Annotated in this window: 23 protein-coding genes; 13 read left to right on the top strand and 10 right to left on the bottom strand. The window is 70.5% G+C overall.

Features of this window, described 5'->3' with window-relative positions:
• Positions 1-27 precede the first annotated feature (27 nt).
• Entirely contained in the window at positions 28-990 is a 963-nt protein-coding gene (gene era / locus ACFZBT_RS00905; RefSeq protein ID WP_391097447.1) for a GTPase Era, read from the top strand.
• 33 nt (positions 991-1,023) lie between these two features.
• Here the strand turns inward: era and ACFZBT_RS00900 are convergent, their stop codons facing one another.
• On the bottom strand, positions 1,024-1,470 hold the full coding sequence (locus tag ACFZBT_RS00900) for an ATP-binding protein (protein ID WP_391097446.1): 447 nt from the start codon (positions 1,468-1,470) through the stop codon (positions 1,024-1,026).
• Between the two features lie 237 nt (positions 1,471-1,707).
• Here ACFZBT_RS00900 and ACFZBT_RS00895 point away from each other — a divergent pair, with 237 nt between their 5' ends.
• The 3 genes from ACFZBT_RS00895 to ACFZBT_RS00885 are packed head-to-tail and all read left to right on the top strand — an operon-like array spanning position 1,708 to position 3,687.
• Positions 1,708-2,580 carry a Scr1 family TA system antitoxin-like transcriptional regulator gene (locus ACFZBT_RS00895; RefSeq protein ID WP_391097445.1) on the top strand — a complete coding sequence of 291 codons (873 nt, stop codon included), beginning with the start codon at positions 1,708-1,710 and terminating at the stop codon, positions 2,578-2,580.
• Positions 2,577-2,828 (top strand): DUF397 domain-containing protein, encoded by a 252-nt coding sequence (locus ACFZBT_RS00890; RefSeq protein WP_189723446.1) that lies wholly within the window; start codon positions 2,577-2,579, stop codon positions 2,826-2,828. Before ACFZBT_RS00895 ends, ACFZBT_RS00890 begins: the two co-directional genes overlap by 4 nt.
• Before the next feature lie 46 nt (positions 2,829-2,874).
• On the top strand, positions 2,875-3,687 hold the full coding sequence (locus ACFZBT_RS00885) for an SAM-dependent methyltransferase (RefSeq protein WP_391097444.1): 813 nt from the start codon (positions 2,875-2,877) through the stop codon (positions 3,685-3,687).
• On the opposite strand, the gene ACFZBT_RS00880 is transcribed toward ACFZBT_RS00885, so the two are convergent.
• Genes ACFZBT_RS00880 through ACFZBT_RS00870 form a run of 3 tightly spaced genes read right to left on the bottom strand, consistent with a single transcriptional unit; the run spans position 3,677 to position 6,406 of the window.
• Positions 3,677-5,011 (bottom strand): GH1 family beta-glucosidase, encoded by a 1,335-nt coding sequence (locus ACFZBT_RS00880; RefSeq protein WP_391097443.1) that lies wholly within the window; start codon positions 5,009-5,011, stop codon positions 3,677-3,679. The two genes, ACFZBT_RS00885 and ACFZBT_RS00880, sit on opposite strands and share 11 nt — an antisense overlap.
• 46 nt (positions 5,012-5,057) lie before the next feature.
• Positions 5,058-5,324, bottom strand: a complete 267-nt coding sequence (locus ACFZBT_RS00875; protein WP_391097442.1) for a protealysin inhibitor emfourin — start codon at positions 5,322-5,324, stop codon at positions 5,058-5,060.
• A gap of 20 nt (positions 5,325-5,344) precedes the next feature.
• Positions 5,345-6,406 carry a M4 family metallopeptidase gene (locus ACFZBT_RS00870; protein WP_391097441.1) on the bottom strand — a complete coding sequence of 354 codons (1,062 nt, stop codon included), beginning with the start codon at positions 6,404-6,406 and terminating at the stop codon, positions 5,345-5,347.
• Between the two features lie 348 nt (positions 6,407-6,754).
• On the opposite strand from ACFZBT_RS00870, the gene leuA reads away from it, so the two are divergent.
• From leuA to ACFZBT_RS00840, 6 genes are all read left to right on the top strand, one after another.
• Positions 6,755-8,476: a 2-isopropylmalate synthase gene (gene leuA, locus ACFZBT_RS00865; RefSeq protein ID WP_391097440.1), complete on the top strand. Its 1,722-nt coding sequence runs from the start codon at positions 6,755-6,757 to the stop codon at positions 8,474-8,476.
• 186 nt (positions 8,477-8,662) lie between these two features.
• The gene (locus ACFZBT_RS00860) at positions 8,663-9,361 is read left to right on the top strand and encodes a TerB family tellurite resistance protein (protein ID WP_391097439.1); all 699 of its coding nucleotides are present in this window, start codon (positions 8,663-8,665) and stop codon (positions 9,359-9,361) included.
• Positions 9,362-9,508: 147 nt separating this feature from the next.
• The gene (locus tag ACFZBT_RS00855) at positions 9,509-11,605 is read left to right on the top strand and encodes an MMPL family transporter (protein ID WP_391097438.1); all 2,097 of its coding nucleotides are present in this window, start codon (positions 9,509-9,511) and stop codon (positions 11,603-11,605) included.
• 50 nt (positions 11,606-11,655) lie between these two features.
• Complete coding sequence (locus ACFZBT_RS00850) at positions 11,656-12,897, top strand: histidine kinase (RefSeq protein ID WP_391097437.1); 1,242 nt, start codon at positions 11,656-11,658, stop codon at positions 12,895-12,897.
• Positions 12,894-13,556: a response regulator gene (locus ACFZBT_RS00845; protein ID WP_391097436.1), complete on the top strand. Its 663-nt coding sequence runs from the start codon at positions 12,894-12,896 to the stop codon at positions 13,554-13,556. The genes ACFZBT_RS00850 and ACFZBT_RS00845 overlap by 4 nt, the downstream gene beginning before the upstream one ends.
• A 39-nt stretch (positions 13,557-13,595) precedes the next feature.
• Positions 13,596-14,780, top strand: a complete 1,185-nt coding sequence (locus tag ACFZBT_RS00840; protein WP_391097435.1) for an exo-alpha-sialidase — start codon at positions 13,596-13,598, stop codon at positions 14,778-14,780.
• Here the strand turns inward: ACFZBT_RS00840 and ACFZBT_RS00835 are convergent.
• Genes ACFZBT_RS00835 through ACFZBT_RS00815 form a run of 5 tightly spaced genes read right to left on the bottom strand, consistent with a single transcriptional unit; the run spans position 14,777 to position 21,287 of the window.
• Positions 14,777-15,709, bottom strand: coding sequence for a dihydrodipicolinate synthase family protein (locus tag ACFZBT_RS00835; protein ID WP_391097434.1), 933 nt, complete (start codon positions 15,707-15,709; stop codon positions 14,777-14,779). The genes ACFZBT_RS00840 and ACFZBT_RS00835 overlap by 4 nt on opposite strands.
• Positions 15,706-16,725, bottom strand: coding sequence for an oligopeptide/dipeptide ABC transporter ATP-binding protein (locus ACFZBT_RS00830; RefSeq protein ID WP_391097433.1), 1,020 nt, complete (start codon positions 16,723-16,725; stop codon positions 15,706-15,708). Before ACFZBT_RS00830 ends, ACFZBT_RS00835 begins: the two co-directional genes overlap by 4 nt.
• Positions 16,722-18,695: an oligopeptide/dipeptide ABC transporter ATP-binding protein gene (locus ACFZBT_RS00825; RefSeq protein ID WP_391097432.1), complete on the bottom strand. Its 1,974-nt coding sequence runs from the start codon at positions 18,693-18,695 to the stop codon at positions 16,722-16,724. Before ACFZBT_RS00825 ends, ACFZBT_RS00830 begins: the two co-directional genes overlap by 4 nt.
• The gene (locus ACFZBT_RS00820) at positions 18,692-19,654 is read right to left on the bottom strand and encodes an ABC transporter permease subunit (protein WP_391097431.1); all 963 of its coding nucleotides are present in this window, start codon (positions 19,652-19,654) and stop codon (positions 18,692-18,694) included. The genes ACFZBT_RS00825 and ACFZBT_RS00820 overlap by 4 nt, the downstream gene beginning before the upstream one ends.
• A 4-nt stretch (positions 19,655-19,658) precedes the next feature.
• Entirely contained in the window at positions 19,659-21,287 is a 1,629-nt protein-coding gene (locus tag ACFZBT_RS00815) for an ABC transporter substrate-binding protein (RefSeq protein ID WP_391097430.1), read from the bottom strand.
• Between the two features lie 243 nt (positions 21,288-21,530).
• Between ACFZBT_RS00815 and ACFZBT_RS00810 the strand changes: the two genes are divergently transcribed.
• The gene (locus tag ACFZBT_RS00810; protein ID WP_391097859.1) at positions 21,531-22,256 is read left to right on the top strand and encodes an FCD domain-containing protein; all 726 of its coding nucleotides are present in this window, start codon (positions 21,531-21,533) and stop codon (positions 22,254-22,256) included.
• On the opposite strand, the gene ACFZBT_RS00805 is transcribed toward ACFZBT_RS00810, so the two are convergent.
• Entirely contained in the window at positions 22,237-22,710 is a 474-nt protein-coding gene (locus ACFZBT_RS00805) for a GNAT family N-acetyltransferase (RefSeq protein WP_391097429.1), read from the bottom strand. The two genes, ACFZBT_RS00810 and ACFZBT_RS00805, sit on opposite strands and share 20 nt — an antisense overlap.
• Here ACFZBT_RS00805 and ACFZBT_RS00800 point away from each other — a divergent pair.
• Positions 22,709-23,446 (top strand): SCO2525 family SAM-dependent methyltransferase, encoded by a 738-nt coding sequence (locus tag ACFZBT_RS00800; protein ID WP_391097428.1) that lies wholly within the window; start codon positions 22,709-22,711, stop codon positions 23,444-23,446. The genes ACFZBT_RS00805 and ACFZBT_RS00800 overlap by 2 nt on opposite strands.
• A 379-nt stretch (positions 23,447-23,825) precedes the next feature.
• Positions 23,826-24,479: a hypothetical protein gene (locus ACFZBT_RS00795; protein ID WP_391097427.1), complete on the top strand. Its 654-nt coding sequence runs from the start codon at positions 23,826-23,828 to the stop codon at positions 24,477-24,479.

Raw genomic sequence — 24,479 nt, 5'->3', positions numbered from 1 at the left:
ACAGGGCGGCTCCGGGGATCAGGGAGAATGGGCGGCATGAGCGTTCGTACCCAGTCATCCGAAGAGCCGGCCGAAGCTGTCCACAGGGCCGGTTTCGCCTGCTTCGTGGGCCGTCCCAACGCGGGCAAGTCCACCCTCACGAACGCTCTGGTCGGCCAGAAGGTGGCGATCACGGCGAACCAGCCGCAGACGACGCGGCACACCGTGCGGGGCATCGTGCACCGCCCGGACGCGCAGCTGATCCTGGTCGACACCCCGGGTCTGCACAAGCCGCGCACGCTGCTGGGCGAGCGGCTGAACGACGTGGTGCGCACGACGTGGGCCGAGGTGGACGTGATCGGCTTCTGCCTGCCGGCGAACGAGAAGCTCGGCCCGGGTGACCGCTTCATCGCGAAGGAGCTGGCGTCCATCAAGAAGACGCCGAAGATCGCGATCGTCACGAAGACCGACCTGGTGGACGGCAAGACGCTCGCCGAGCAGCTCATCGCGATCGACCAGCTCGGCAAGGAGCTCGGCTTCGAGTGGGCGGAGATCGTCCCGGTGTCGGCGGTCGGCGACAAGCAGGTGAGCCTGCTGGCCGACCTGATCGTCCCCCTCCTGCCGGAGGGCCCGGCGCTCTACCCCGAGGGCGACCTGACCGACGAGCCCGAGCAGGTCATGATCGCGGAGCTGATCCGGGAGGCCGCGCTGGAGGGCGTCCGCGACGAGCTGCCGCACTCCATCGCCGTGGTCGTCGAGGAGATGCTGCCCCGCGAGGACCGCCCCGCCGACAAGCCCCTCCTCGACATCCACGCCTTCGTCTACATCGAGCGCCCCAGCCAGAAGGGCATCATCATCGGCCCCAAGGGCAAGCGCCTGAAGGACGTCGGCATCAAGTCCCGCAAGCAGATCGAGGCGCTGCTGGGCACCCCGGTCTTCCTGGACCTCCATGTGAAGGTCGCGAAGGACTGGCAGCGGGACCCGAGGCAGCTGCGCAAGCTGGGGTTCTGAGAGGCCTCGCTCTCTGATATCGGCCGCACCGCGCTATAAGGGCGTCGCCAGGCTCGCCCATACCGCGTTGCCGCCCGTGAGGGTCGAGCGGGTGATGCCCCAGCTCTCCGCTATCTCCCGGACGAGCAGCAGCCCGCGGCCGTTCTCGTCGTCGAGGCCGGGGCGGCGGTCGGGGATGTCGCGTTCCGAGAGGTCGCCGTCGTGCACCTCGAGACGGAAGCGCTCGTCCGGCATCAGCCCGACGCCGCACAGGATCCGCTCACTGAGCGTGTGCAGCACGGCGTTGGTCACCAGCTCGGACACGAGCAGGACGGCGTTCGCGCACACCTCGTCGGGCACCTGCCACGAGTCCAGCCGCGCGCGCAGGGCATGCCGGGCGCTTCTCACGCTGGTCCGGTGCGGCGGCAGTTCCAGCCAGTGAGTGCGGCCCGGGCGCACCGCGTCCAGGAACCGGGGGGTGGATGTCGTGTGGGGGGACACGGCGGTCGCCTTCCGTGGGGGGTGGGAAGGGGCGAGGCGTACAACGGGCCGACCGGAAAAGGGGAGTGGGGGGTTCCGGCGCCCTGGTCACACAAGTAACTATGCTCGCAGAGCAGTTCACGCTGCAACCATCTCCCTGATAATTTCAAACGGAACGCATCGCACCGCTCGGTTGTCCGGCAGAACGTCAAGTCCGCGCCCACCTTGCGCCGATGACGACCCCTCAGGAGGTACGGCGTGAACGACGCGCGATCAGGCACCGGCGCCGGCGCACCCACCGTTCTCCGCATGATCCTCGGCCGCCGCCTCCAGGAGGCCCGGCAGCACGCGGGCCTCACCCTCGACGACGCGGCCAGGGCCCTGCGCGTGACCCCGCTGACCATCCGCCGCCTGGAGAAGGCCGAGGTCGGCCTGAAGATCCTCTACGTCGAGAAGCTGCTGGAGACCTACGGCGCAGGCCGGCAGGAGATCGACGAGTTCGTCACCCTGGCCGAGCGGGCCAACGAGCCCGGCTGGTGGAACCCGTACCGCGACGTCATGCCGTCCTGGTTCACCGCCTACGTCAGCCTGGAGACCGGCGCGAGAACGCTGCGCACCTATGAGCCGCAGTACGTCACCGGACTGCTCCAGACGCCCGGATACGCCCGTGCCGTGCTGCGCGGCGGCTTCCCGAACGACAGCGACGAGGATCTCGACCGGCGCGTGGAGCTGCGGTTGCGCCGCCAGAGCCTGCTCACCAGGCAGGACGCGCCCACGCTCTGGGTGGTGATGGAGGAGGCCGTACTGCACCGTGTGGTCGGCGGCCCCGAGGTGATGCGGGAGCAGATCGACCGGCTCCTGGAGGCCTCCGAGCTGGAGCATGTCAGCGTCGACATCGTGCCGTTCGCCGCGGGCGCCCACGTCGGGGCGTGCGCGCCGTTCACCTACTTCCGGTTCGAGGAGCGCGAGCTGCCCGACATCGTCTACAGCGAGATCCTCTCCGCCTCCGTCTACCTCGACCAGCGCGCCGACGTCGTGGCCCATCTGGAGGCGCACAACCGGCTGTCTCTGAAGACCTCGTCCGCGGACAGCAAGGCGCTGTTGAACCGCATGCGGAAGGAGTACTCATGACCATCGCCGAGGGCACCGTCTACAACGGGATGCCCGCGTCGGACCTGGGGGAGCAGGGCTGGGAACGGCCCTGGAGCGGTCCGAACGGGGGGCAGTGCGTGGAGGCCAAGCAGCTCGCCGACGGCCGTGTGGCGGTCCGGCAGTCCACGGATCCGGCCGGTCCCGCGCTGATCTACACGCCCGAGGAGATCACCGCGTTCGTCGCGGGGGTCAAACAGGGCCTCGCCGACCATCTGACGGCCCACTGACACCCGGTCGCATCTCGCACCACCACCCCCCACCGAGAGGCACAGCATGACCCACTCGCAGGCCGCGCGGGACATAGACACCAGCAGGCCCCACTCCGCCCGCATGTACGACTACTACCTCGGCGGCAAGGACCACTTCGAGGTCGACAAGCAGGCCGCCGAGCGGGTCGCCGAGGCCTACCCCGCCATCTTCGTGTGCGCCCGGGAGAACCGGGCCTTCATGCACCGGGCCACCCGGGTCCTCGCGCGCGAGCACGGCATCCGCCAGTGGCTGGACATAGGCACCGGCATCCCCACCGAGCCCAACCTGCACCAGGTGGCCCAGTCCGTGGTCCCCGACGCCCGGGTGGTCTACGCCGACAACGACCCCCTGGTCCTCAAGTACGCCGAGCGCCTGATGCGCAGCTCCTCCGAGGGCCGCACGACCTACATCGAGGCGGACGTCAACGACCCCCAGACACTGCTGAACGCGCCCGAGCTGGCCGAGATCCTGGACCTGAGCCGCCCGGTCGCGCTTTCCCTCAACGCCCTCATGCACTTCGTCACCGACGCCCAGGACCCCTACGGCATCGTGCGCCGTCTGCTGGACGTCCTGCCCTCGGGCAGCGCCCTGGCGCTGAGCCACTGCACGCCCGACTTCGACCCCGCCACCTGGCAGAAGGTCACGGACATCTACACCACGGCCGGGACCCCGGTGCGGTTCCGCTCCCAGGCCGATGTCGCCCGCTTCTTCGACGGCCTGGACCTGCTCGACCCGGGCGTCGCCGTGGGTCACCGCTGGCGCCCGGACCCCACCGACGGCGACACCCCGACGGACGCCGAGGTCAGCCTGTGGACCGGCGTGGGCATCAAGCCGTAGCGCCCTGGGCCTTCAGCAGCTCCCGGTACCAGCGGTACGACGACTTCGGGGTCCGCTCCTGAGTCTCGAAGTCGACATGGACCAGGCCGAAGCGGCGTGCGTAGCCCTCCGCCCACTCGAAGTTGTCGAGCAGGGACCACACGAAGTAGCCGCGCACGTCGACGCCCGCCTCCAGCGCCCGGTGCAGGGCCCGGACATGGCCGTCCAGGTAGGTGACGCGGTCCTGGTCGTCGAGGCCCGGGTACGAGCAGCCGTTCTCGGTGATGACGACGGGCGGGAGCCGGTCGCCGTAGCGCTCGCGGAAGCCGGTGAGCAGTTCGGTGAGGCCCTCGGGTACGACCGGCCAGCCGAAGTCCGTGACCGGATGACCTTCGATCTCGCGGACGGAGAAGGGCAGTTCCGCGGGCATGGAGACGCCGCCGAACTCGATCTCCGTGCCCTGCGGGGCGCCCACCCGGGTCGGCGCGTAGTAGTTGACGCCGTACCAGTCGACCGGCTCGGCGATCACCTTCAGATCGGCCTCGACGTCCCCGGGCATCAGCTCGCCGATGCCGTCCGGGTACCGGCCCAGCAGCAGCGGGTCCGCGAAGAGGCGGTTCAGCAGCAGGTCGTAGAACTCGGCCGCCTCCACGTCCGCCGCCTCGGTCGAGGCCGCCCAGGTCGGGCCGTGCGAGTTGGCGACACCGATGTCCGTGGCGCCCGAGGCGCGCAGGGCCCGTACGGCCAGGCCGTGGGCCAGCAGCTGGTGGTGCGCGACCGGCAGCGCGTCGAACAGCAGCTTCCTGCCCGGCGCGTGCACGCCCAGGGCATGGCCCAGCAGGGTGTGCTCGGCGGGCTCGTTCAGGGTGATCCACTTGGTCACCCGGTCACCGAGGCGCTCGGCGACCACTGACACGTACTCGGCGAAGCGGGCCGCCGTGTCCCGCTCCAGCCAGTCCAGGTCCGCCGGCAGGTCCCAGTGGAACAGGGTCGGCACCGGGCGGACGCCCGCCGCGCACAGGTCGTCGACCAGGCGGTCGTAGAAGTCCAGGCCCTTCTCCGAGCGCACACGTGGCCAGGAGACGGAGAAGCGGTACGCGTTCACACCGAGGTCCGCCAGCAGCGCCACGTCCTCGCGATGGCGGTGGAAGTGGTCGCAGGCCACCGCCGCCGTCGAGCCGTCCTTGATCCGCCCCGGCTCGGCCGTGAAGGCGTCCCACACGGACGGCTCGCGCGCGTCCGCCGCGCCCTCGATCTGGTGCGCCGAGGTCGACACGCCCCAGAGGAAACCGGCCGGGAAGCGGGGGATCGGGTTGCCTGCGTCAGTCGCCATGCGCTGGATCATCCGTACCGGCGGTAACGGAAGTCAACAGGCCGCCGCCCAGGACCTGTTACGCCCCTTCTTTCAGCACCCGCGAGATCAGCTTGCGCTGCTCGTCCGTCAGCCGGGGGTCGGAGCAGTAGACCGTCTTGCCGTCCACCGTGATCTGGTAGCTGAAACCGTCCGGCACCCCGACCGGCGGAGTCCCCCGGCCGGCGGCCACCGCCTGCTCGGCCAGGGCGTGCCACTCGGCGGCATCCGGGCGGCCCGAGGTGTCCACCTCGGCAAACCGCTCGATGCCCGCGAACCCGCCTGTGCGCCTCACCTGAATCCGCATGGCACCTGTCTAGTACGGAACTACAGGGTCCGCACCCCGACCTGCTCCCAGGCCTTCGAGACGGCGTCCAGCTCCTCCCCGTCGCCGAAGCGCTCCCGGGCGGCCTTGACGGTGAGCGTGGCGAAGTCGGTGAACATCGCCTGCTCCTTCAGCTCCCCGCCGGTCAGCACGTCGTACCAGACCTGTCCCGCGCGCTCCCAGGCGTGGCCGCCGAGGGCCGTGGCCGCGAGGTAGAAGGCGTGGTTGGGGATGCCCGAGTTGATGTGGACACCGCCGTTGTCGCGGCCGGTGCGGACGAAGTCGTCCATGGTCGCGGGCTGCGGGTCCTTGCCGAGGACGTCGTCGTCGTACGCCGTGCCCGGCTCCTTCATGGAGCGCAGCGCCACGCCCGTCACGCGCGGGGCGAGGAGGCCCGCGCCGATCAGCCAGTCGGCCTCGGCGGCGGTCTGGCCGAGCGTGTACTGCTTGATCAGCGCGCCGAAGACGTCCGACACGGACTCGTTCAGCGCGCCGGGCTGGCCGAAGTAGGTGAGGTTCGCGGTGTACTGCGTGACGCCGTGGACGAGCTCGTGGCCGATGACGTCGATCGGGATGGTGAAGTCGAGGAAGATCTCGCCGTCGCCGTCGCCGAAGACCATCTGCTCGCCGTTCCAGAAGGCGTTGTTGTAGTCGCGGTCGTAGTGCACCGTCGCGTCCAGCGGCAGGCCGTTCCCGTCGATCGAGTCGCGCTGGTACGCCGTGAGGAGCAGCTCGAAGGTGGCGCCGAGGCCGGCGTAGGCGCGGTTGACCGTGGCGTCCTTGCCGGGCTTGTCGCCCTCGCCGCGGACCTTGTGCCCGGGCAGGTCGGTGCCGTGCCGGGCGTCGTGGACCGTGCGCTGCGGCTCGCCGTCGGCGACCGAGGCGACGGCGCTCGCGCCGAGGACCGTGGTGAGGCGGCGCTGGGTGCGCTCGAAGGCGTCCCGCTGGAGGGTGCGGCGGGCCGGGCCGGCCAGTGCGGGGTCCTCGGCCTGGGAGAGCTTGTCGAGGACATGGGGCGGAACGATGGTGCAGAAGACGGGCTCGAAGCCCCCGTGAGTCGTCATGACCGGCACCCTTGCACTGCGTGACGAGGCTGTCACTAGTCGCCACCATGATTGGTGAAATACGCGGACAAGCGACTTCACGCTCCGTGGCGAGGTGGTATGGCTAGCCGCTCTCACGAAGTGGCGTGGCGCACTTTTTGTCCCATATATGCACCCGGTCCCGCATACTGATACGGATCCGCACACCTGGAGGGCCTCGGCTAGCATGCTGCGCATCATGCGTTTCGGGCTGCTTCTCCTTAGCTGCCGCGGCGAGGGCCTGTAGTCGAGGCCGACTCCCTCCCCGCGGAGCTTGGTGCTGCGTCAGTCGGCCGTCCTTCCGGACACCTCCCGAGGAGCCCCCGCATCATGGCGAACCGCCAGCAGCCCAGCACCATGCCGATCCACAAGTACGGCCGCTACGAGCAGGTCGACATCCCGGACCGCACCTGGCCGGCCAACCGGATCACCACCGCCCCCCGCTGGCTCTCCACCGACCTGCGCGACGGCAACCAGGCCCTGATCGACCCCATGTCGCCGGCCCGCAAGCGCGCCATGTTCGACCTGCTGGTCAAGATGGGCTACAAGGAGATCGAGGTCGGCTTCCCGGCCTCCGGCCAGACCGACTTCGACTTCGTGCGCTCCATCATCGAGGAGCCCGGGGCCATCCCCGACGACGTCACCATCTCCGTACTGACCCAGGCCCGCGAGGACCTGATCGAGCGCACGGTGGAGTCCCTGAAGGGCGCCAAGCGGGCGACGGTCCACCTGTACAACGCCACGGCCCCCGTGTTCCGCCGTGTCGTCTTCCGCGGCTCCAAGGACGACATCAAGCAGATCGCCGTCGACGGCACGCGGCTGGTCATGGAGTACGCGGAGAAGCTGCTGGGCCCGGAGACGGAGTTCGGCTACCAGTACTCGCCGGAGATCTTCACGGACACCGAGCTGGACTTCGCGCTGGAGGTCTGCGAGGCCGTCATGGACGTCTGGCAGCCCGGTCCGGGCCGCGAGATCATCCTCAACCTGCCGGCGACCGTCGAGCGCTCCACGCCCTCCACCCACGCCGACCGCTTCGAGTGGATGGGCCGCAACCTCACCCGCCGTGAACACGTCGTGCTGTCCATCCACCCGCACAACGACCGCGGGACGGCCGTCGCCGCCGCCGAGCTGGCCCTGATGGCCGGCGCCGACCGCGTCGAGGGCTGCCTGTTCGGCCAGGGCGAGCGCACCGGCAACGTCGACCTGGTCACCCTGGGCATGAACCTCTTCTCCCAGGGCGTCGACCCGCAGATCGACTTCTCCGACATCGACGAGATCCGTCGTACGTGGGAGTACTGCAACCAGATGGAGGTCCACCCGCGCCACCCGTACGTGGGTGACCTGGTCTACACGTCCTTCTCCGGCTCCCACCAGGACGCCATCAAGAAGGGCTTCGACGCCATGGAGGCCGACGCGGCGGCCCGTGGGGTCACGGTCGACGACATCGAGTGGGCGGTGCCCTACCTGCCGATCGACCCGAAGGACGTCGGCCGCTCCTACGAGGCGGTCATCCGGGTCAACTCGCAGTCCGGCAAGGGCGGTATCGCGTACGTCCTGAAGAACGACCACAGCCTGGACCTGCCGCGCCGTATGCAGGTCGAGTTCTCCAAGGTCATCCAGGCCAAGACGGACGCCGAGGGCGGCGAGGTCACGCCGAAGGACATCTGGGCGGCCTTCCAGGACGAGTACCTGCCCAACCCCGAGAACCCGTGGGGCCGGATCCAGGTCAAGAACAACCAGTCGACCACCGACACCGACGGCGTGGACACGCTGAAGGTGGAGGCCACGGTCGACGGCCAGGACACCGTACTGACCGGCTCCGGCAACGGCCCGATCTCGGCCTTCTTCGACGCCCTGCAGTCCGTCGGCATCGACGTACGCCTGCTGGACTACCAGGAGCACACGATGAGCGAGGGCGCCTCCGCGCAGGCCGCCTCCTACATCGAGTGCGCGATCGGCGACAAGGTTCTGTGGGGGATCGGAATCGACGCGAACACCACGCGCGCCTCCCTGAAGGCGGTCGTCTCGGCCGTCAACCGCGCGACGCGCTGACCAGTCGTAACGGGGATTATGGGGCTCTGCCCGCCGTTGTCCGGCGGGTGGAGCCCCGTCACATACCGGCCAATCCCTGTGAGGGTCACGGAAAGGTCTCCTCCGGGGTGCTGACTCCTCCTCATGGATGTGGCTAACATCACGCAAGCGCGGCGACGCTGCCGTGCGGCGTGACGGAGGTGCGACGTGCTGCCAGGACGGGGACGAAACGGCCATGCCGCCAGGTTTTCCAGCATCCTGGGCACCCGTATCGCATGGACCGCCGCCGGTGACGGGGAGTTCTTCTGCCCCGGCTGCGGCGGCGACCGGAACTACCAGCGGCTGACCGGACAGCGCCGCTTCACCCTGCTCGGCCTGCCCGTGCTGCCGCGCGGCGAGACCGGCCCCGTCGTGGAGTGTGCCGCCTGCCGCCGTCACTTCGGCACGGACGTCCTCGACCATCCGACGACCACCCGCTTCTCCGCGATGCTCCGCGACGCCGTGCACACCGTCGCCCTCGCGGTACTGGCGGCGGGCGGCGCCGGTTCCCGTACGGCACTGGAGGCGGCCGTGCTGGCCGTGCGCGCGGCCGGCTTCGACGACTGCACGGAGGAGCAGCTCGCCGCCCTCGTCGAGGCGCTGGAGGCGGACACCGGCCGGATCTCCGGCGAGCCCTGCGGCGCCGGGCTGGCCATAGAGCTCCACGAGGCGCTGGACCCGCTCGCCCCGCACCTCGCCACCGCCGGCCGTGAGTCGATCCTGCTCCAGGGCGCCCGCATCGCCCTGGCGGACGGGCCGTACACCCCGGCCGAGCGGGACGTCCTGGCGACCGTGGGAGCGGCGCTCACGATCTGTTCCGATGACGTGACCCGGCTGATGGCGGCAGCGGCGCGCACGCCCTCCTAGGACGCGCGTTACTCCCCGGGGAGTAATCCGCCGCCCGTACCACCCCTCGCAGTAACCCCCGGCTCGGCCTCACGCCCGACGAATCGGCCCCCGCGCGCCGGGAGTCTGGAGACCGTTCCAGACACCCGACCGGAGGGAGCCGGACAGATGGGGGCTGTGAAAACACGTACGGGGCGGCGGCGGGCCGTGCCCTGGGTGGTGGTCGGGCTGTGGCTGGCCGCGCTCGTCCTGCTCGGGCCGCTCGCCGGGAAGTTCTCCGGCATCCAGCAGAACCGCGCGGTCGACTATCTGCCCGACAGCGCCGACTCCACCCAGGTGGCGCGGATCCAGGACGAGTTGCCGGGCGGTGAGGCGACCGACCTGGTGCTCGTCTACCACCGGGACGGCGGCCTGACCGGCGCCGACCGGCGCACGGCCGCCGAGCAGGTCTCCGAGGTGGGCGGTGCCTACGACCTGACGGGCGGCGAGGCGCGGGGCGTTCCGTCCCAGGACGGCTCCACCCTCATGTACCCGGTCTCCAGCACCCAGCCCGGCCAGGACGAGGAAGCGCGGGACGCCTTCGTCGACGGGGTGCGGGACATCGCCTCGGGCGGCGGCGGGCTGAGCGTCGAGGTCGGCGGGCCCGGCGCGCTGAACACCGACATGAACAAGGTGTTCGAGACGCTCGACGCCACACTGCTGCTCGCCACCCTCGCCGTCGTCACCGTGCTGCTCGTCCTCATCTACCGCAGCCCGTTCCTGTGGCTGGTGCCGCTCGCCGTGGCCGGGGTCGCCGCCGCCGTGGCGATGGCCGCCGGGTACGGGCTGCACGAACTGTTCGACGTCACCGTCACCGGCCAGAGCGGCGGCGTGATGACCGTGCTCGTCCTCGGCGCCGGCACCGACTACGCGCTGCTCCTCATCTCCCGCTACCGCGAGGAACTGCGGCGCCACGAGCGGCCGTACGACGCCATGCGCACCGCCCTGCGCGGCTGCGGGCCGGCAATCCTCGCCTCCTCGGGGACCGTCGCGGCCGGGCTGCTGTGCCTGCTCGCCGCGGACCTCAACAGCAGCAGCGGCATGGGACCGGTCGGCGTGGTCGGGGTGCTCGCCGCGCTGGTCGCCATGACGACCCTGCTGCCGGCGGTCCTCGTCCTGTTGGGGCGGCGGGTGTTCTGGCCGCTGATCCCGGCGTTCGGGAGCGAGCCGAAGACCCGGCGGTCGCTGTTCGCCGCGATGGGCACCTCGGCGACCCGGCGGCCCGTCACCGTCCTCGTCACCGGGGGTGTCCTGCTCGGAGCGCTCGCCCTCGGCACGCTGAACCTGTCCGGGAGCATCAAGCAGGAGGACTCCTTCACCGAACGGCCCGAGTCCATCACCGCCATGCAGACGCTGGCACGCGAGTACCCCGAGCGCAGCAGCCGGCCCGTGACGGTCATCGCGCCCCGGGAACGGGCCGAGGCGGTGGGCGAACGGGCCCGGGCGACCGACGGGGTCGCCGAGGTGGTCACCGGGCGGAGCGGGGCGGGGTGGACCGAGCTCGCCGTCTTCACCACGGCGGCGCCGGAGACCCCGGCCGAGACCCGCACCATCGAGGCGCTGCGGGCCGGGATCGACCCCGAGGGCGCGTACGTCGGCGGACCCAGCGCACAGCAGATCGACCTGGCCGACAGCGAGGCGCGGGACCGGAAGGTGATCGTGCCGCTGGTCCTGGCTGCCGTGTTCGTCATCCTGGTCGGCCTGTTGCGCAGTCTTGTCGCGCCGTTGTTGCTGCTGGCGGCGGTGGTCGCGGTCTGGGGAGCGGCCCTCGGCATCGGAGGGCTGGTGTTCGAGCCGGTCTTCGGGTTCGGCGGGACGGATCCCGGGCTCGGGCTGCTGTCCTTCGTGTTCCTGGTCGCCCTCGGGGTGGACTACGGGATCTTCCTGATGCACCGCATGCGGGAGGAGTCCGTACGAGGGGCCGAGCCGGAGGCCGCGGCGCTCACCGCCCTGCGGACGACCGGCGGGGTCATCGCCTCGGCGGGAGTGGTGCTCGCGGCGACGTTCGCGGTGCTGACGACGCTGCCGATGGTCGGGCTGGTGGAACTCGGGTTCGTCATCGCGGTGGGGGTCCTGCTGGACACCTTCCTGGTGCGTACGTACCTGGTGACCACGGCGAGTGTGCTGCTCAAGCGGCGGATGTGGTGGCCGGGCAGGCTCTCCCGCGCGCCGGAGCGGACGGCCCCGCCGCCGGAGCGCGATCCCGTGGCCGCGAACGCCCCCTGACCGACCGAAGGGGTCCCTCCCCTCCCGGAGGGACGCCTTCCTCGCCGAGGATGACCCCTGTGCAGGCACCCACCACCACGACGGCGGCGTGGTCGCGTCCCGCGGAGCGGATCATGGCCGCGATCAACCGCGATCCGCTGACCGCCCCGCACGCCCTCCGCAACGACACGGTCCTCGCCTTCCTCGTCGCCGGCTTCTCCGCCGTCCTCGCGCTCATGGTCGACGACGGCCGCAGGCCCGACGCGCTCGGCTGGGCCCTGCTGCTCGTCTCCCACGTGCCGCTGGTGTGGCGCCGCCGCCGTCCGGTGTTCGTCCTGGTCGCCGTGATCACCTGCGTGTTCCCCTACCACTTCCTCGACTACCCGCACACCGCGGCCACCCAGGCCGCCTACGTCGCCCTGTACACCGTCGCCGTCACCGGCCGGCCGCTGCGCACCGTCCTGGTCGGCATCGGCGTCATCACCATGGCGGTGGGCGTGCTGCTCACCATCAGCGCGCAGGAGGCGCTGGGACTGCTGAAGGCGTCCGGCTGGGTCGTCGCCGTGCTGTTCTGCGGGGTCGACGTGCGCTTCTACCGCCAGTACGTGGCCTCCATCGTGGAACGCGCCGAACGCGCCGAACGCACCCGCGAGGAGGAGGCCCGGCGGCGCGTCGCCGAGGAGCGGCTGCGGATCGCCCGGGACCTGCACGACCTGCTGGCCCACAGCATCACCCTCATCGGCGTGCAGACCTCCGTCGCCGCCCACGTCCTGTCGGCCGACCCCGAGCGGCTCGACCGGGAGACGGTCGCCAAGGCCCTCGACGACATCGCCGAGACCTGCCGCAGCGCCCGCGTTGAACTGCGCACCACGCTGGAGGTGCTGCGCGAGCACGGCTCCCCGGACGCCCGCGGCCCGCTGCCCGGCCTCGACGGACTGCCCGACCTGGCTCAGGCCGCGCGGCTCGCCGGTGCCCGGGTCGAGCAGACCGTACGGATACGGCGGGCGCCGCCCGCCGTGGGCGCCGCCGCCTACCGCATCGTGCAGGAGGCCCTGACGAACGCGGTCCGGCACGCGGGGCCCGGACCGGCCGTCCGCGTCGAACTGGCGGAGCGGCAGGGCGTCCTGCACCTGTCGGTCAGCGACGACGGCACCGGTCCGGCCCAGGGCGGCACACCGGGCTTCGGGCTCGTCGGAATGCGGGAGCGGGCCCGCAGCGTCGGTGGCACACTCGACGCCGGACCCCGTACCGGGGGCGGGTTCGAGGTCACCGCGGTCCTGCCGCTGACCACGACGGGGGAGAGGGACGGATGACCATACGGGTGCTGCTCGCGGACGATCAGACCCTGGTGCGGGAGGCGTTCGCGATGCTCGTGGAGTCGGCCCGGGACATGGAGGTCGTCGGCCAGGCCGCCACCGGCCGTCAGGCCGTGGAACAGGCCCGTGACGGGCGCGCCGACCTCGTGCTGATGGACATCCGCATGCCCGACCTGGACGGTATCGAGGCGACCCGGCTCATCGCGGCCGACGACGACCTCGCGGGCGTCCGCGTCCTGGTCCTCACCACCTACGACACCGACGAGCACATCGTGGACGCCCTGCGCGCCGGCGCCTCCGGGTTCCTGGTCAAGGACACCAGGCCGGCCGAACTCCTCGACGCCATCCGCACGGTCGCGGCCGGGGAGTCCCTGCTGTCGCCCGGGCCCACGGCACGGCTGATCGAGCGGTTCCTGCGCAGCCCCTCGGCACCGGCGACCGGCGGGCCTGAGTGTCTGTCCGAGCGCGAGCGGGAGGTGCTCGCCCTGGTCGCGCGCGGCCTCAACAACACGGAGATCGCCGAGGTGTTGGGCCTGAGCCCGCTGACCGCGAAGACCCACGTCAGCCGCATCATGGGCAAGCTGGCGGCGCGGGACCGGGCGCAGCTGGTCGTCGTGGCGTACGAGTCGGGGATCGTGACACCGGGGAACATCTGACGGACAGGCACGATCCGACTCCCCCGTTTCAGGAGCAGGATGAGACTCGTCAGTCGCACCCTCCTCGTCACCGCGGTCCTCCTCACTCCCCTCACCGAGACGACCTCCGCCTCGGCCACCCCCGGCTGCACCTCCTCCGTCCCGTACGTCTCGGGCGAGGGCGGCTACGACACGTACCGCATCCCCGCCGCCGTCACCACGCGCGAGAACACCGTCCTCGCCTTCGCCGAGGGCAGACGCGGCGGTGCCGGGGACACCGGCGCCATCGACGTGGTCCTCAGACGCTCGGCGGACGGCGGCTGCACCTGGGGCCCGCTCACCGTCGTCGCCGCCGGGAACGGCGACACCCGGGGCAACCCGGCCCCCGTCGTCGACCCGCGCACCGGTGCGGTCGTGCTCCTCACCTCCTACAACAGCGGCAAGGTGACGGAGGCCCAGATCATGCGGGGCGAGGTCACGCCCGAGCAGAGCCGCCGGGTGTTCGTGCAGCACAGCCGGGACGACGGCCGCCACTTCACGGCACCGCGCGAGATCACCGCCCAGGCCAAGCGCCCGACCTGGCGCTGGTACGCGACCGGCCCCGGCCACGCGATCGCCCTCACCCGGGGCCCGCACACGGGCCGGCTGGTCGTCCCCGCCAACCACTCGGCGGCCCCGCCCGCCGGCTCCCCGGACACCGGCCAGGAGCCCCGCTACTACGGTGCCCACGCGCTCCTCAGCGACGACGGCGGCAGGACCTGGCGCCTGGGCCTCGTCGACGACTCCTACGACGGGGTGAACAACGCCAACGAGTCGATCGCCGCCCAGCTCCCCGACGGCAGGATCTACTTCAACGCCCGTGACCAGCACGGCACGAGCCCCGGCAACCGCCTCGACAGCCATTCGTGGGACGGCGGCGGGTCACTGGAGCGGCCGTACGCCGTGCAGCCCACCCTGAACGAGGTCCCGGTCGTCCAGGGCAGCGTCCTGCAACTCGCGGGGAAGCGTGGGTCGTTGCTGTTCTCCGGCCCATCCGTCCCCACCGCCCGCCGGTCGATGGCCGTATGGCGCAGCACCGACGGCGGCGCCACGTTCACCAAGGCGCTGACGCTCTCCCAGCAGCCCGCGGCCTACTCCGACCTGGTGCCGCTCGGCCGGAAGACGGTGGGGATCCTCTACGAGACGGGAGTCCAGGGGACTTACGAGACCATCGAGTTCCGCCGCCTCCCCGTCGGTGACCTCTAGAGCAACCCGGCCGCCGCCAGGTACTTCCCGACCCGCTCCACCTCGTCCGGCGACAGCGGCACCTGCGGCTCCGCCGTCGCCGGGCAGTCGATCACACCCCGCAGGTGCAGCGCGGCCTTGAAGGCGCCGATCGCCGAGGAACCGGGGCCCATCCGGGCCGGGTCGCCGACCGTCACCATGCCGAACAGGGCGCACAGCCGCTCCTGTTCGGCACGGGCCTCCTCCCAGTCCCCGGAACGGCACAGACGCTCCAGGCGGACGTAGCCGTGCGGGTCGACGTTGCCGAGGCCGGGCACCGTCCCGTCCGCGCCGAGCGCGAGCGCCGCGTCGACGATCAGCTCGGATCCGGTCAGCACGCTGAAGCCGCTGATGCCCTGGCGGTCCCGGGCGCCGGTCAGGACCTGGCGGAAGGCGGCCAGGTCGCCGCTGGAGTCCTTCAGACCGGCCAGGACACCGTCGGCGGCCAGTTCCAGGACCACGTCCGCGGGCAGCTTCGTGTGGACGGCGACGGGCAGGTCGTAGGCGATGACCGGGACGGGGCTGCCGGCCGCGACCGCGCGGTAGTGGCGGGCGATCTCCGCCGGGTGGGTGCGGGCGTAGAACGGGGCGGTGACGACGACCGCGTCCGCTCCGGCCGCCGCCACCGACGCGACATGGTCCAGGACCCGGGCCGTCGTCATGTCGATCGCCCCGGCCAGCACCGGGAGCCGCCCGCCCACGTGGGCCACGACCGACTCGACGACCAGCCTGCGCTGCCGGTCCGGCAGATACGCCGCCTCGGACGTCGAGCCGAGCACGAACAGTCCGCTCACCCCGCCGGCCAGCAGATGGTCGACGAGCCTGAGCAGCGAGGGGACGTCCACCTCGCGGTCCGGTGTCAGGGGCGTGCACACGGGCGGGATGACACCGGTCAGCGGGGTGAGGGTCATGGAGCCTCCATCGGGGCGCGTCGGCGGACGAGGTCGCGGGTCGCTTCGTCCTCCTGGACAGGATGGTGGCAGCGGAAGCGGTGCGCGGAGGCCGACGCGGCCGAGAAGTCCGGCATCGCCGCCTCGCACGTCCCGTCCGCCTTCCAGCAGCGCGTCCGGAACGGGCAACCGCTCGGCGGGCGGGTCGCCGACGGCACGGGTCCGACCAGCGGGATCGGGTCGATCGGGTCGAGCAGGCCGGGCGTGGCGGAGAACAGCGCGCGGGTGTACGGGTGCCGGGCCCGGTCGGTGACCAGGGCGGCCGGGGACTCCTCCACGATCCGGCCCAGGTACATGGTGATCACACGGTCGCTCATCCGCCGTACCGTCTGGATGTCGTGCGAGACGAACACCAGGGCCAGGCCCAGGCGTTCCTTCAGGTCCAGCAGGAGGTTGAGGATCTGCGCCCGGACCGACACGTCCAGGGCGCTCGTCGGCTCGTCGGCCACGACCAGGACCGGGTCCAGCGCCAGGGCCCGGGCGATCGCGACGCGCTGCCGCTGCCCGCCCGACAGCTGGCCCGGCAGGGCGTCGGCGAGGGCCCGGGGGAGACCGACCAGGGACATCAGCTCCCGCACGCGATCCTCGCGACTGCTTCTGGTGCCCCGGTCGTGCACGTCCAGCGGGTCCCGCAGGATCTGCCGGACGGGCAGGCGGCGGTTGAGGGCCGTCGACGGGTCCTGGAAGATCATGCCGGTACTGCCGCCGACGGCCCGGCGGCGCTCGGCGGCCGGCATCGCCCACAGATCCCGGCCCCGGAACGACACCGTCCCCCGCGTCGGCCGTTCCACCCCCACCAGCACCTTCGCCAGCGTCGACTTCCCGCAGCCCGACTCGCCGACGACACCGATGGTCTCGCCGGGCGCGATGGCGAGGTCCGCGCCGGTCAGGGCGTACACCCGGTCCCGGGTGAACAGGCCGCCGCTGCGGGCCCTGTGGACGACGTGGGCATCCGCCAACTCCACGAGCGCGCTCATGACACCGCCTTGGTCTCGGTGGCCGACAGCTCTATGGCGGGGTGATGGCAGGCCGCCGTGTGCGCCGGGGGACCGGCCAGGACCGGAGCCGTCGTACGGCAGACCTCGCTCGCGCGCGGGCAGCGGTCCGCGAACCGGCAGCCCGCCGGGAAGTCCGCCGGGGACGGCACGACGCCCTTGATCTGCGTCATCCGTTCCTGCGCCGACTCCAGCGACAGCACACTGCCGAGCAGACCGCGCGTGTAGTGATGCGCCGGTGCCTCCACCAGGTCGGCGGTCACGCCCGTCTCCACGATCTGCCCGCCGTACATCACCACCACCCGGTCGGTGACGTCCGCGATCAGCGCCAGGTCGTGCGAGACGAGGACCAGCGCGAAGCCCAGCTCCTCGCGCAGCCGCAGCAGCAGCTCCATGACCTGGGCCTGCACGGTCACATCGAGGGCGGTCGTGGGCTCGTCGGCGACGATCAGCTGCGGGTCGCGGGACAGCGCCATGGCGATCAGGACGCGCTGGCGCTGCCCGCCGGACAGTTCGTGCGGGTAGCTGCGCAGGGTGCGCTCGGGGTCCAGGCCGACCATCGTCAGCAAGTCGGCCGGACTGCGCCGCCCGCCACGCCGGACCACCTGCCCCAGCTGGGCGCGGATCGTCATCGCCGGGTTCAGCGACGACAGCGCGTCCTGGTAGATCATCGCCATCTCGTGGCCCAGGAGTTTGCGGCGTACGCGCATCGGCTCGGCGATCAGGTCCCGCTGCCGGAACCGCACCTGTCCGCTGACGCGCGCCCCCTTCGGCTGGAGGCCCATGACCGCCAGCGCGGTCAGCGACTTGCCGCAGCCCGACTCGCCGACCAGGCCCAGCACCTCACCGGGATGCACCTCGAAGCTGATGCCGTCCACGATGTCCACGCCGCCGTGCCGCTGGTCGAAGCCGATCGCCAGGTTCTCCACCGCGAGCACCGGCTGACCGTCCCGGGGCACCCGACGGGCCCGGGCCCGCAGCCGCCGGGCCGCCTCCGCCAGGCCGGGCAGTTGTACGACCTCCCCGCTGCCGGGCTCCGGCGCCTCCAGCCGGTCGTCCTCGGGCGACTCCACGTCCCGCGCCGACGGGGCCGCCCACGCGTCGGACACGCCCTCGGACAGGATGTTCAGCGACAGCACCGTGACCAGCATCAGCAGCCCGGGGAACACGGTCGCCCACCAGCCGCCGGTCAGCACCATGTTCTTGCCGTCCGCGATGACACTGCCCCAGGACGGGTCGGGCGGCCGGACACCCGCCCCGATGAAGGACAGCGACGCCTCGAAGACCACCGCCTCGGCGACCTGGACCGTGCAGAACACCAGCACCGGGGCGGCGCAGTTGATCGCCACGTGCTTCAGCACGATGTGCGGGGTCCGGGCGCCGATCACCCGTTCCGCCGTCACATAGTCCTCGCCGTACTGGTCGAGGACGTTCGCCCGGACGACCCGTGCCACCGGCGGGGTGAACAGGAACGCGATCGCGCAGATCAGCACCGTGATGCCACCGCCGAACACGGCCACCAGCACGGCGGCCAGCGCGATGCCCGGGAACGCCATCACCACGTCCAGACAGCGCATCAGCGTCTCGTCGACCGCCTTGCGCGAGGTGGCCGCGATCGCCCCGAGCAGCGCGCCGACCACCAGCGCCAGCCCGGTCGCGCCGAGCCCGATCGCCAGCGACCAGCGCGCCCCGTACATCAGCCGGCTGAGGATGTCCCGGCCGAGGCTGTCCTGGCCCATCCAGTGCGCGGCGGACGGATGCCCGGTTCCGTCGACCGGCGGGTGCTGGTCGAGGGGGTCGTGCGGGGCGAGGACCGGCGCGAGCAGCGCCATCAGGACGACGACCGCCAGGAAGCAGACGGCGACCTTCGACAGCAACGGCAGCCTGCGCCAGCCGCGCAGCCGCACACCGGGCCGGGACAGCGCCGTCGTAAGACTCTTGCGGGTCATCATGTGGTCGCATCCCTCAGTCGCGGGTTGACCAGCAGGTAGAGGACGTCGATGACGAGGTTCACGACGACGAACCCGGCCGCCGTGGTCAGGACGACGCCCTGGACCACGGCCGGATCGCCGTTCTTCACGGCGTCGATCATCAGCTTGCCCATGCCGGGCAGCGAGAAGATCGTCTCGATGACGACCGCGCCGCCGAGGAGATAGCCGACGCGCAGCCCGAGCACGGTGAGGGGATTGATGAGCGCGTTCCGCAGCACGTTCCGCCCGACCACGACCCGGGGCGGCAGCCCGCTCCCGATCGCCGTCCGTACGTAGTCCTTGTCCAGCTCCTCCACCACCGCCGTCCGCACGATCCGGGTCAGCTGCGCGGCCACCGGCAGGGAGAGGGCGAAGGCGGGGAGTGTCATGGTCTTCAGCCAGCCGGTGAAGGAGTCGGCCGGGTTGATGTAGCCGCCGGTCGGGAACCAGCCCAGGTCGACCGCCAGGTACTGGATCATCAGCAGCGCCAGCCAGAAGCCCGGCGCGGCGACGCCGGTCAGCGACACGACCCGGATGATCTGGTCGGGCAGCCGGTCCCGGTAGATCGCCGCCGTCACCCCGCCGAGGAGGGACAGCACCACGGCGATGCCCAGGCCCAGGAAGGTGAGCTGGAGGGTGAGGGGCAGCGCGGTGGTGACCTGGTCGATCACCGGCGCCCGGGTCAGCGCGCTGGTGCCCATGTCGCCGTGCAGCACGTCGGCGACGAAGTCCACGTAGCGCACGGGCAGCGGGTCGAGCAGGCCGTGTTCCTCCCGGAAGTCGTGCAGCTGCTGGGGCGTCGGGTTGGCGCCCTGGAAGAACGCGGACGCCGGGTCGACGTCCGAGAACCGCATCACCAGGAACACGAACAGCACGATGCCGAGCATCAGCGGCACGAGCAGGGCGACACGGCGGAGCAGGATCCGCAGAACAGCGGTCATACCGCTAGGCCCACTTGGCCTGGAGGAGGTTGATGCCGGGGTAGGGCTGTGGCCTTATCCCGCTGAGCCGCTCGGGGTTCCAGGCGGTCATCAGCTCGTTGTGGACGACCGGGTAGAGCACGGCCTGTTCGGCGACGACGTCGATGTAGTCCTGGACCATCGCCGTCTTCTTCGCGGCGTCCGGCTCCCGGGTGGCCCGGTCCATGTCCTTGAAGAGCGCCTTGGCGACGGAGTTGCCGGCCCACCGTGTGTACTGCATCCAGAGGTTCTCGGGCCCGTAGTTGTAATGCATGATCAGATCGGCGTCGAGGCCGAACTGGTTGGGGTTCGAGGCGGCGGCGACCACCTGGTAGTCCTGCTTCTGGTCCATCTTGGTGAAGACGGCGGTGGTCTCCTGCGGGGACAGGGTCGTACGGACACCGATCGCGTCCCAGGAGGACTTGACGGTCGGCAGGCAGTCCACGATCCAGCTCACGTTCACCGCGAGGATCTCGATGCTCAGCCCCTTGACCCCGGCGGCCTTGAGCAGCGCCTTCGCCTTGTCCGGGTCGTAGTCGTACACGGTCTTGGCCCGGCGGTAGGACGGGTTGCTCTCGTCGAGGAAGGAGCTCGACGGCTTCCCGCGGCCCTTGAGCGCGACCTCCACCATCTTCTCCGTGTCGATGGCGTAGTGCAGGGCCTGGCGCACGCGCACGTCGTCGAAGGGCTTGTGCTTGGTGTTGAACATCAGGAACAGGTTGTTCATCCCGGCCCCGCCGGCGACGGTCAGGCCGCCGCTCTCCAGCTGCCCGATGTTGGCGTACGGGATGTTGTCCGCGATCTGCGCCCCCGCGCTCGACCCCGAGATCTTCGCGACGCGGGGCGCGGCGTCCACGATCGTCAGCCAGTTCATCTTCCGGAAGGCGGGCTTGCGCGGTCCGTTGTAGTCGGCGAACGCCTCGAAGGTCGTGTTCGACTTGGGGTGGTGCGCGGTCTGCCGGTACGGCCCCGAGCCGATCGCCTTGCCCTTGATGGCGTCGTCCCAGCCACCCGGCTCGGAGAACACGTGCTTCGGCATGATCTTCGCGAGCGTCAGCCGGGACAGCCCGTCCGGGAACGGGAACTTGAGCACCAGCTCCACGTTCCGCGCGTCGATCTTCCGGACCTCCTTCAGCCAGCTCGCGAAGAAGCCCTTGGCGAGGGTCTGGGTGTCCGGGTCGAGGATCCGCTCGAAGACGAACACGACATCGTCGGCGGTGACGGGCTTCCCGTCGTGGAACTTCGCACCCGCCCGCAGCGCGAACCTCCAGGACGTGCTGTCCGGGTCCTTCGGCACCTCGGTCGCCAGGGCCGCGTACGGCTCGCGGGAGATCGGGTCGGTGTCCAGCAGACCTTCGTAGATGTGGTTGTTGGCGGCCATGCAGAACGCGGACGCCGTCTGCGTCGGGTCCCAGCTGCCGTCGTTGCCGTAGCCGATCACCGCGGTGAGTGTCCGGTCCGCGCCGTCGCCTCCGCCGGTCTCGTTGGTGGATTCCGGCCCGGACGAACAGGCCGACAGGGACGCGGAGACGGCGGCGGCCGCGCCCAGCGCGCCGGTGTACTTCAGGAAGGTCCGGCGGTGCGGCGCCGGTACGTCGTGGGTCACGTCGCGCACGGGTCCTCCAGCGGAGAGGTGGGAAGGGTGCGAAGGGAGGGGGAGATACGACGTCCTACGTCCTGCGGTCAGCGCGACCATAGGAGGGGCCGTGAGGGCGGTCAAGGGATCGCACACGAATGGCGCAGTCGCCAGAGGTCGCACCAATGGCGTTGTGATGTGCCGGGAGTTGACGGAATATCAGCAAAGGTCCGGTACCGGGTACCGCCAGAGGTGGGACGTGGGATGTCCGGGGCGCGTACGATGCGGCGCATGTCCGAGGAGCCCAGGACCAGCCGGATACAGCGCCAGGTCGTCCAGCTCATCCTCGACCGCAGACTCACCGCCGGTGCCCCCCTGCCCACCGAGGCCGAACTGACGGAGGCCCTCGGCGTCAGCCGCAACTCCGTCCGCGAGGCCCTCAAGGCCCTCCAGGCCCTCGACATCGTCGAGATCAGACACGGCTACGGCACCTATGTCGGCAGGGCCTCCCTCACCCCGCTCGTCGACGGCCTGACCTTCCGCGCCCTGGCCCGGCATGACGACACCGGCGCCCTCGCCGACATCCTCCAGATCCGGGAAGTGCTGGAGGAGGGCCTGATCCGCCGGGTCGCCGCGACGCTGACCGAAGCGGAACTGGACAACCTGGAGGGCGTGGTGACCCGTATGGAGTCGGCGGGCGCCACGGCCCGTACGGGCAGCACCTTCCCCGACCTCGACCGCGAGTTCCACGAGGCGCTGTACGCCTCCCTCGGCAACGCCCTCGTCCCCCAGCTCCTCGCCGCCTTCTGGACGGTCTTCCGACGCGTCTCCGGCGCCCGCGGGTGGACCGACGACCCCACCCCCGAGATCACGGTCCGCCGCCACCGCGACATCGTCACGGCCCTGCGCGCCCGCGATGTGGAGGGTGCGCAGCGGGCGATGGCGGTTCATTTCCGGGGGATCGGGGCGCGGGCGGGGGAGGAGGGGGTCACAACGGCAAGGTCATGATGAGACGGTCCTCGCCGGGGCCGAAGTAGTCCGTGTGGGCAGCCTCCCCGCAGGTGAACCCCAGAGAACTGTAAAGGTCGATCGCCGTGGTGTTGGTGGGCTCAACGGTGAGCAGTACCTGGCGGACCTGTCTGTGTCGCAGGCAGCGCAGTACCTCACGCATCAGGAGGCGCCCCAGGCCCCGCCCTCGTGCCGGCCGGACAACGGCCAAGGTCAGAACCCATCCCCTGGCTTCACTAGCGGAGTACAGCGCGTATGCACAGATCTGCCCACTGTCCTCCACCACGATGGGGGCGAAGCCGACGTCGAACAGCTGGCGCAGCACGAAGAAGGGATAGGCCGCGTCAGCGAAGACCTCCCTGTCCAGTTGTGCGATGTTCGGCAGGTCTTCCTCAGTCGCCGTGCGCAGACGAAATCTGGCCCCGTCGTCTGAGATATCGATACGGTGAAGCATGACGTTACGATGTCAGATTGCCTGGGAATCGTTCGACCCTTGCGAGTACATCTCCAGCAACTACCTTGTCATGCATCCCATTGACGCATCGATCATCGTCAGGGTCCGCGACTTTTTCAGTGATCTTTTTGGAGGACCTTTTCCTGGACCGCTCGAAGGAATCGACGTAGGCGCCGGTCCCAACCTCTATCCTGCGCTCTCGATGCTTCCGTGGTGTGACGCTGTCACCCTGGTTGATGTGGCTCCTGCGAACGTGCGGTACCTCGTCCACCAGTTGCCCTCCTACGATCTGAACTGGGACCAGTTCTGGGACTTGCTGGGTGCGGGTCATGCGTACCAGTTCGAGGACCCCAGAAGCCGCTTCCGGCAGGTCGTCACGGTCCAGTCGGGGAGCCTCTCCGACGTCTCGCGCAGTCCTGCGCGCTGGTCCATGGGAACGATGTTCTTTGTCGCCGAGTCGATCACTGCGACGCCCGACGGGTTTCGCCAGAGCGTGGCTTGTTTCATGAACGCCCTGAGTCCCGGTTCCCCCTTCGCCGCGGCGTTCATGGAACACTCCAGAGGATTCCGCATAGGGGAGAACCACTTCCCTGCGCACGATGTGGACGAGCAGGAAGTGCGGGCGGCCTTTGCGGATCACGTGGAAGACATCACGATTGACCGCGTGGAGGCGACCGAAGGCCTCAAAGGCTGCACGGGCGTGCTGCTGGCCTGCGGCCGTCGTCGTTGCTCTTGATCGTCAGAATTTGATCAACTTCGGGAAACGGGAGCATACTTGGCCGGTCATCGCCCATCTTGACGGTCGCCATTCCCTATAGTTCCCTTGCCAGGCAGGTGGGTTGGCGTGGTCGGGCTGCGTGGCGCTGAGGCGAGGGGGGCTCATGGCACAGGTGATCCGTGCGTACGGAAATCCGAGCCGCCTCGAGGAATACCTGCCGGATCCCGGTGAGCCCGTGGACCGCTGGTTCACCGCTTCCAACAGTGGGAATGCCCGTGTGATCGCCAGAACGATCAGTGATCTCGCCCCGGCGGCACCATCGATCGTGGTGGATCCCTTTTGCGGTGCCGGAAGCTCCTGCACAGCGGCCCGCCTGCTCGGCATTCGCTTTGCGGGTGTGGAGATAGATCCCGTGCTCGCCTGTGTCAGCCTCGCGAAAGCCCAGTGCGGACCACCGGATGGCGCCGCGCTGTCCCAGCCCGGCGGGAAGAACGACGAACCTCAGCTCCGATGCCTCCGCCTGATGCGGGAGTTGCAGGGAGTGAGCGGTGGTGGAGGGCTGAGCGAGGGGGAGATGGCGGCTGATCTGACCCGTGCGCCGGCGCCGGTTCCCGGCAGCACCGTGGTCTGCGGAGACTCCACCGACCCCGCGAGCTGGGCGGATATGAAGTTGCCGGAGACGGAGGCGGTGATGTTCACCTCCCCGCCCTTCTACGGTGACTGGCGGGGCCCCGATGTCCCGCCGCACCTGCGTGCCGAGGCGTCCGCCGTCGTCGCGACGACGCGCAGCGGGACCGGTGCCCGTGGTTCTGCCGGAGCGTCCCGCGGCTACTGTGATCTCGTCGTCGGTGCTCTTCAGGCCATGGAATCGGTCGCCGTACACGGGACGGCCGTCATCGAACACGAACCCGGCGACGACAGTACCGGGACCAGACTGGCCGTCCTGTCCGAGCGCATCCCTCGAGAGACGTCGGCCGAGGTGGTCGAGGTCCTGGCGACCGGTGACTTCTCCGGAGCCGGCATGCTCTCCCTCCTGGTCTGCCGGTTCTGA

It is taken from the genome of Streptomyces sp. NPDC008137, from assembly GCF_042957035.1.
In the GTDB taxonomy this organism is placed as follows: Bacteria; Actinomycetota; Actinomycetes; order Streptomycetales; family Streptomycetaceae; genus Streptomyces.
The sequence above is the reverse complement of the archived record's forward strand: the minus strand, read 5'-3'. Positions and strand labels throughout refer to the sequence as shown.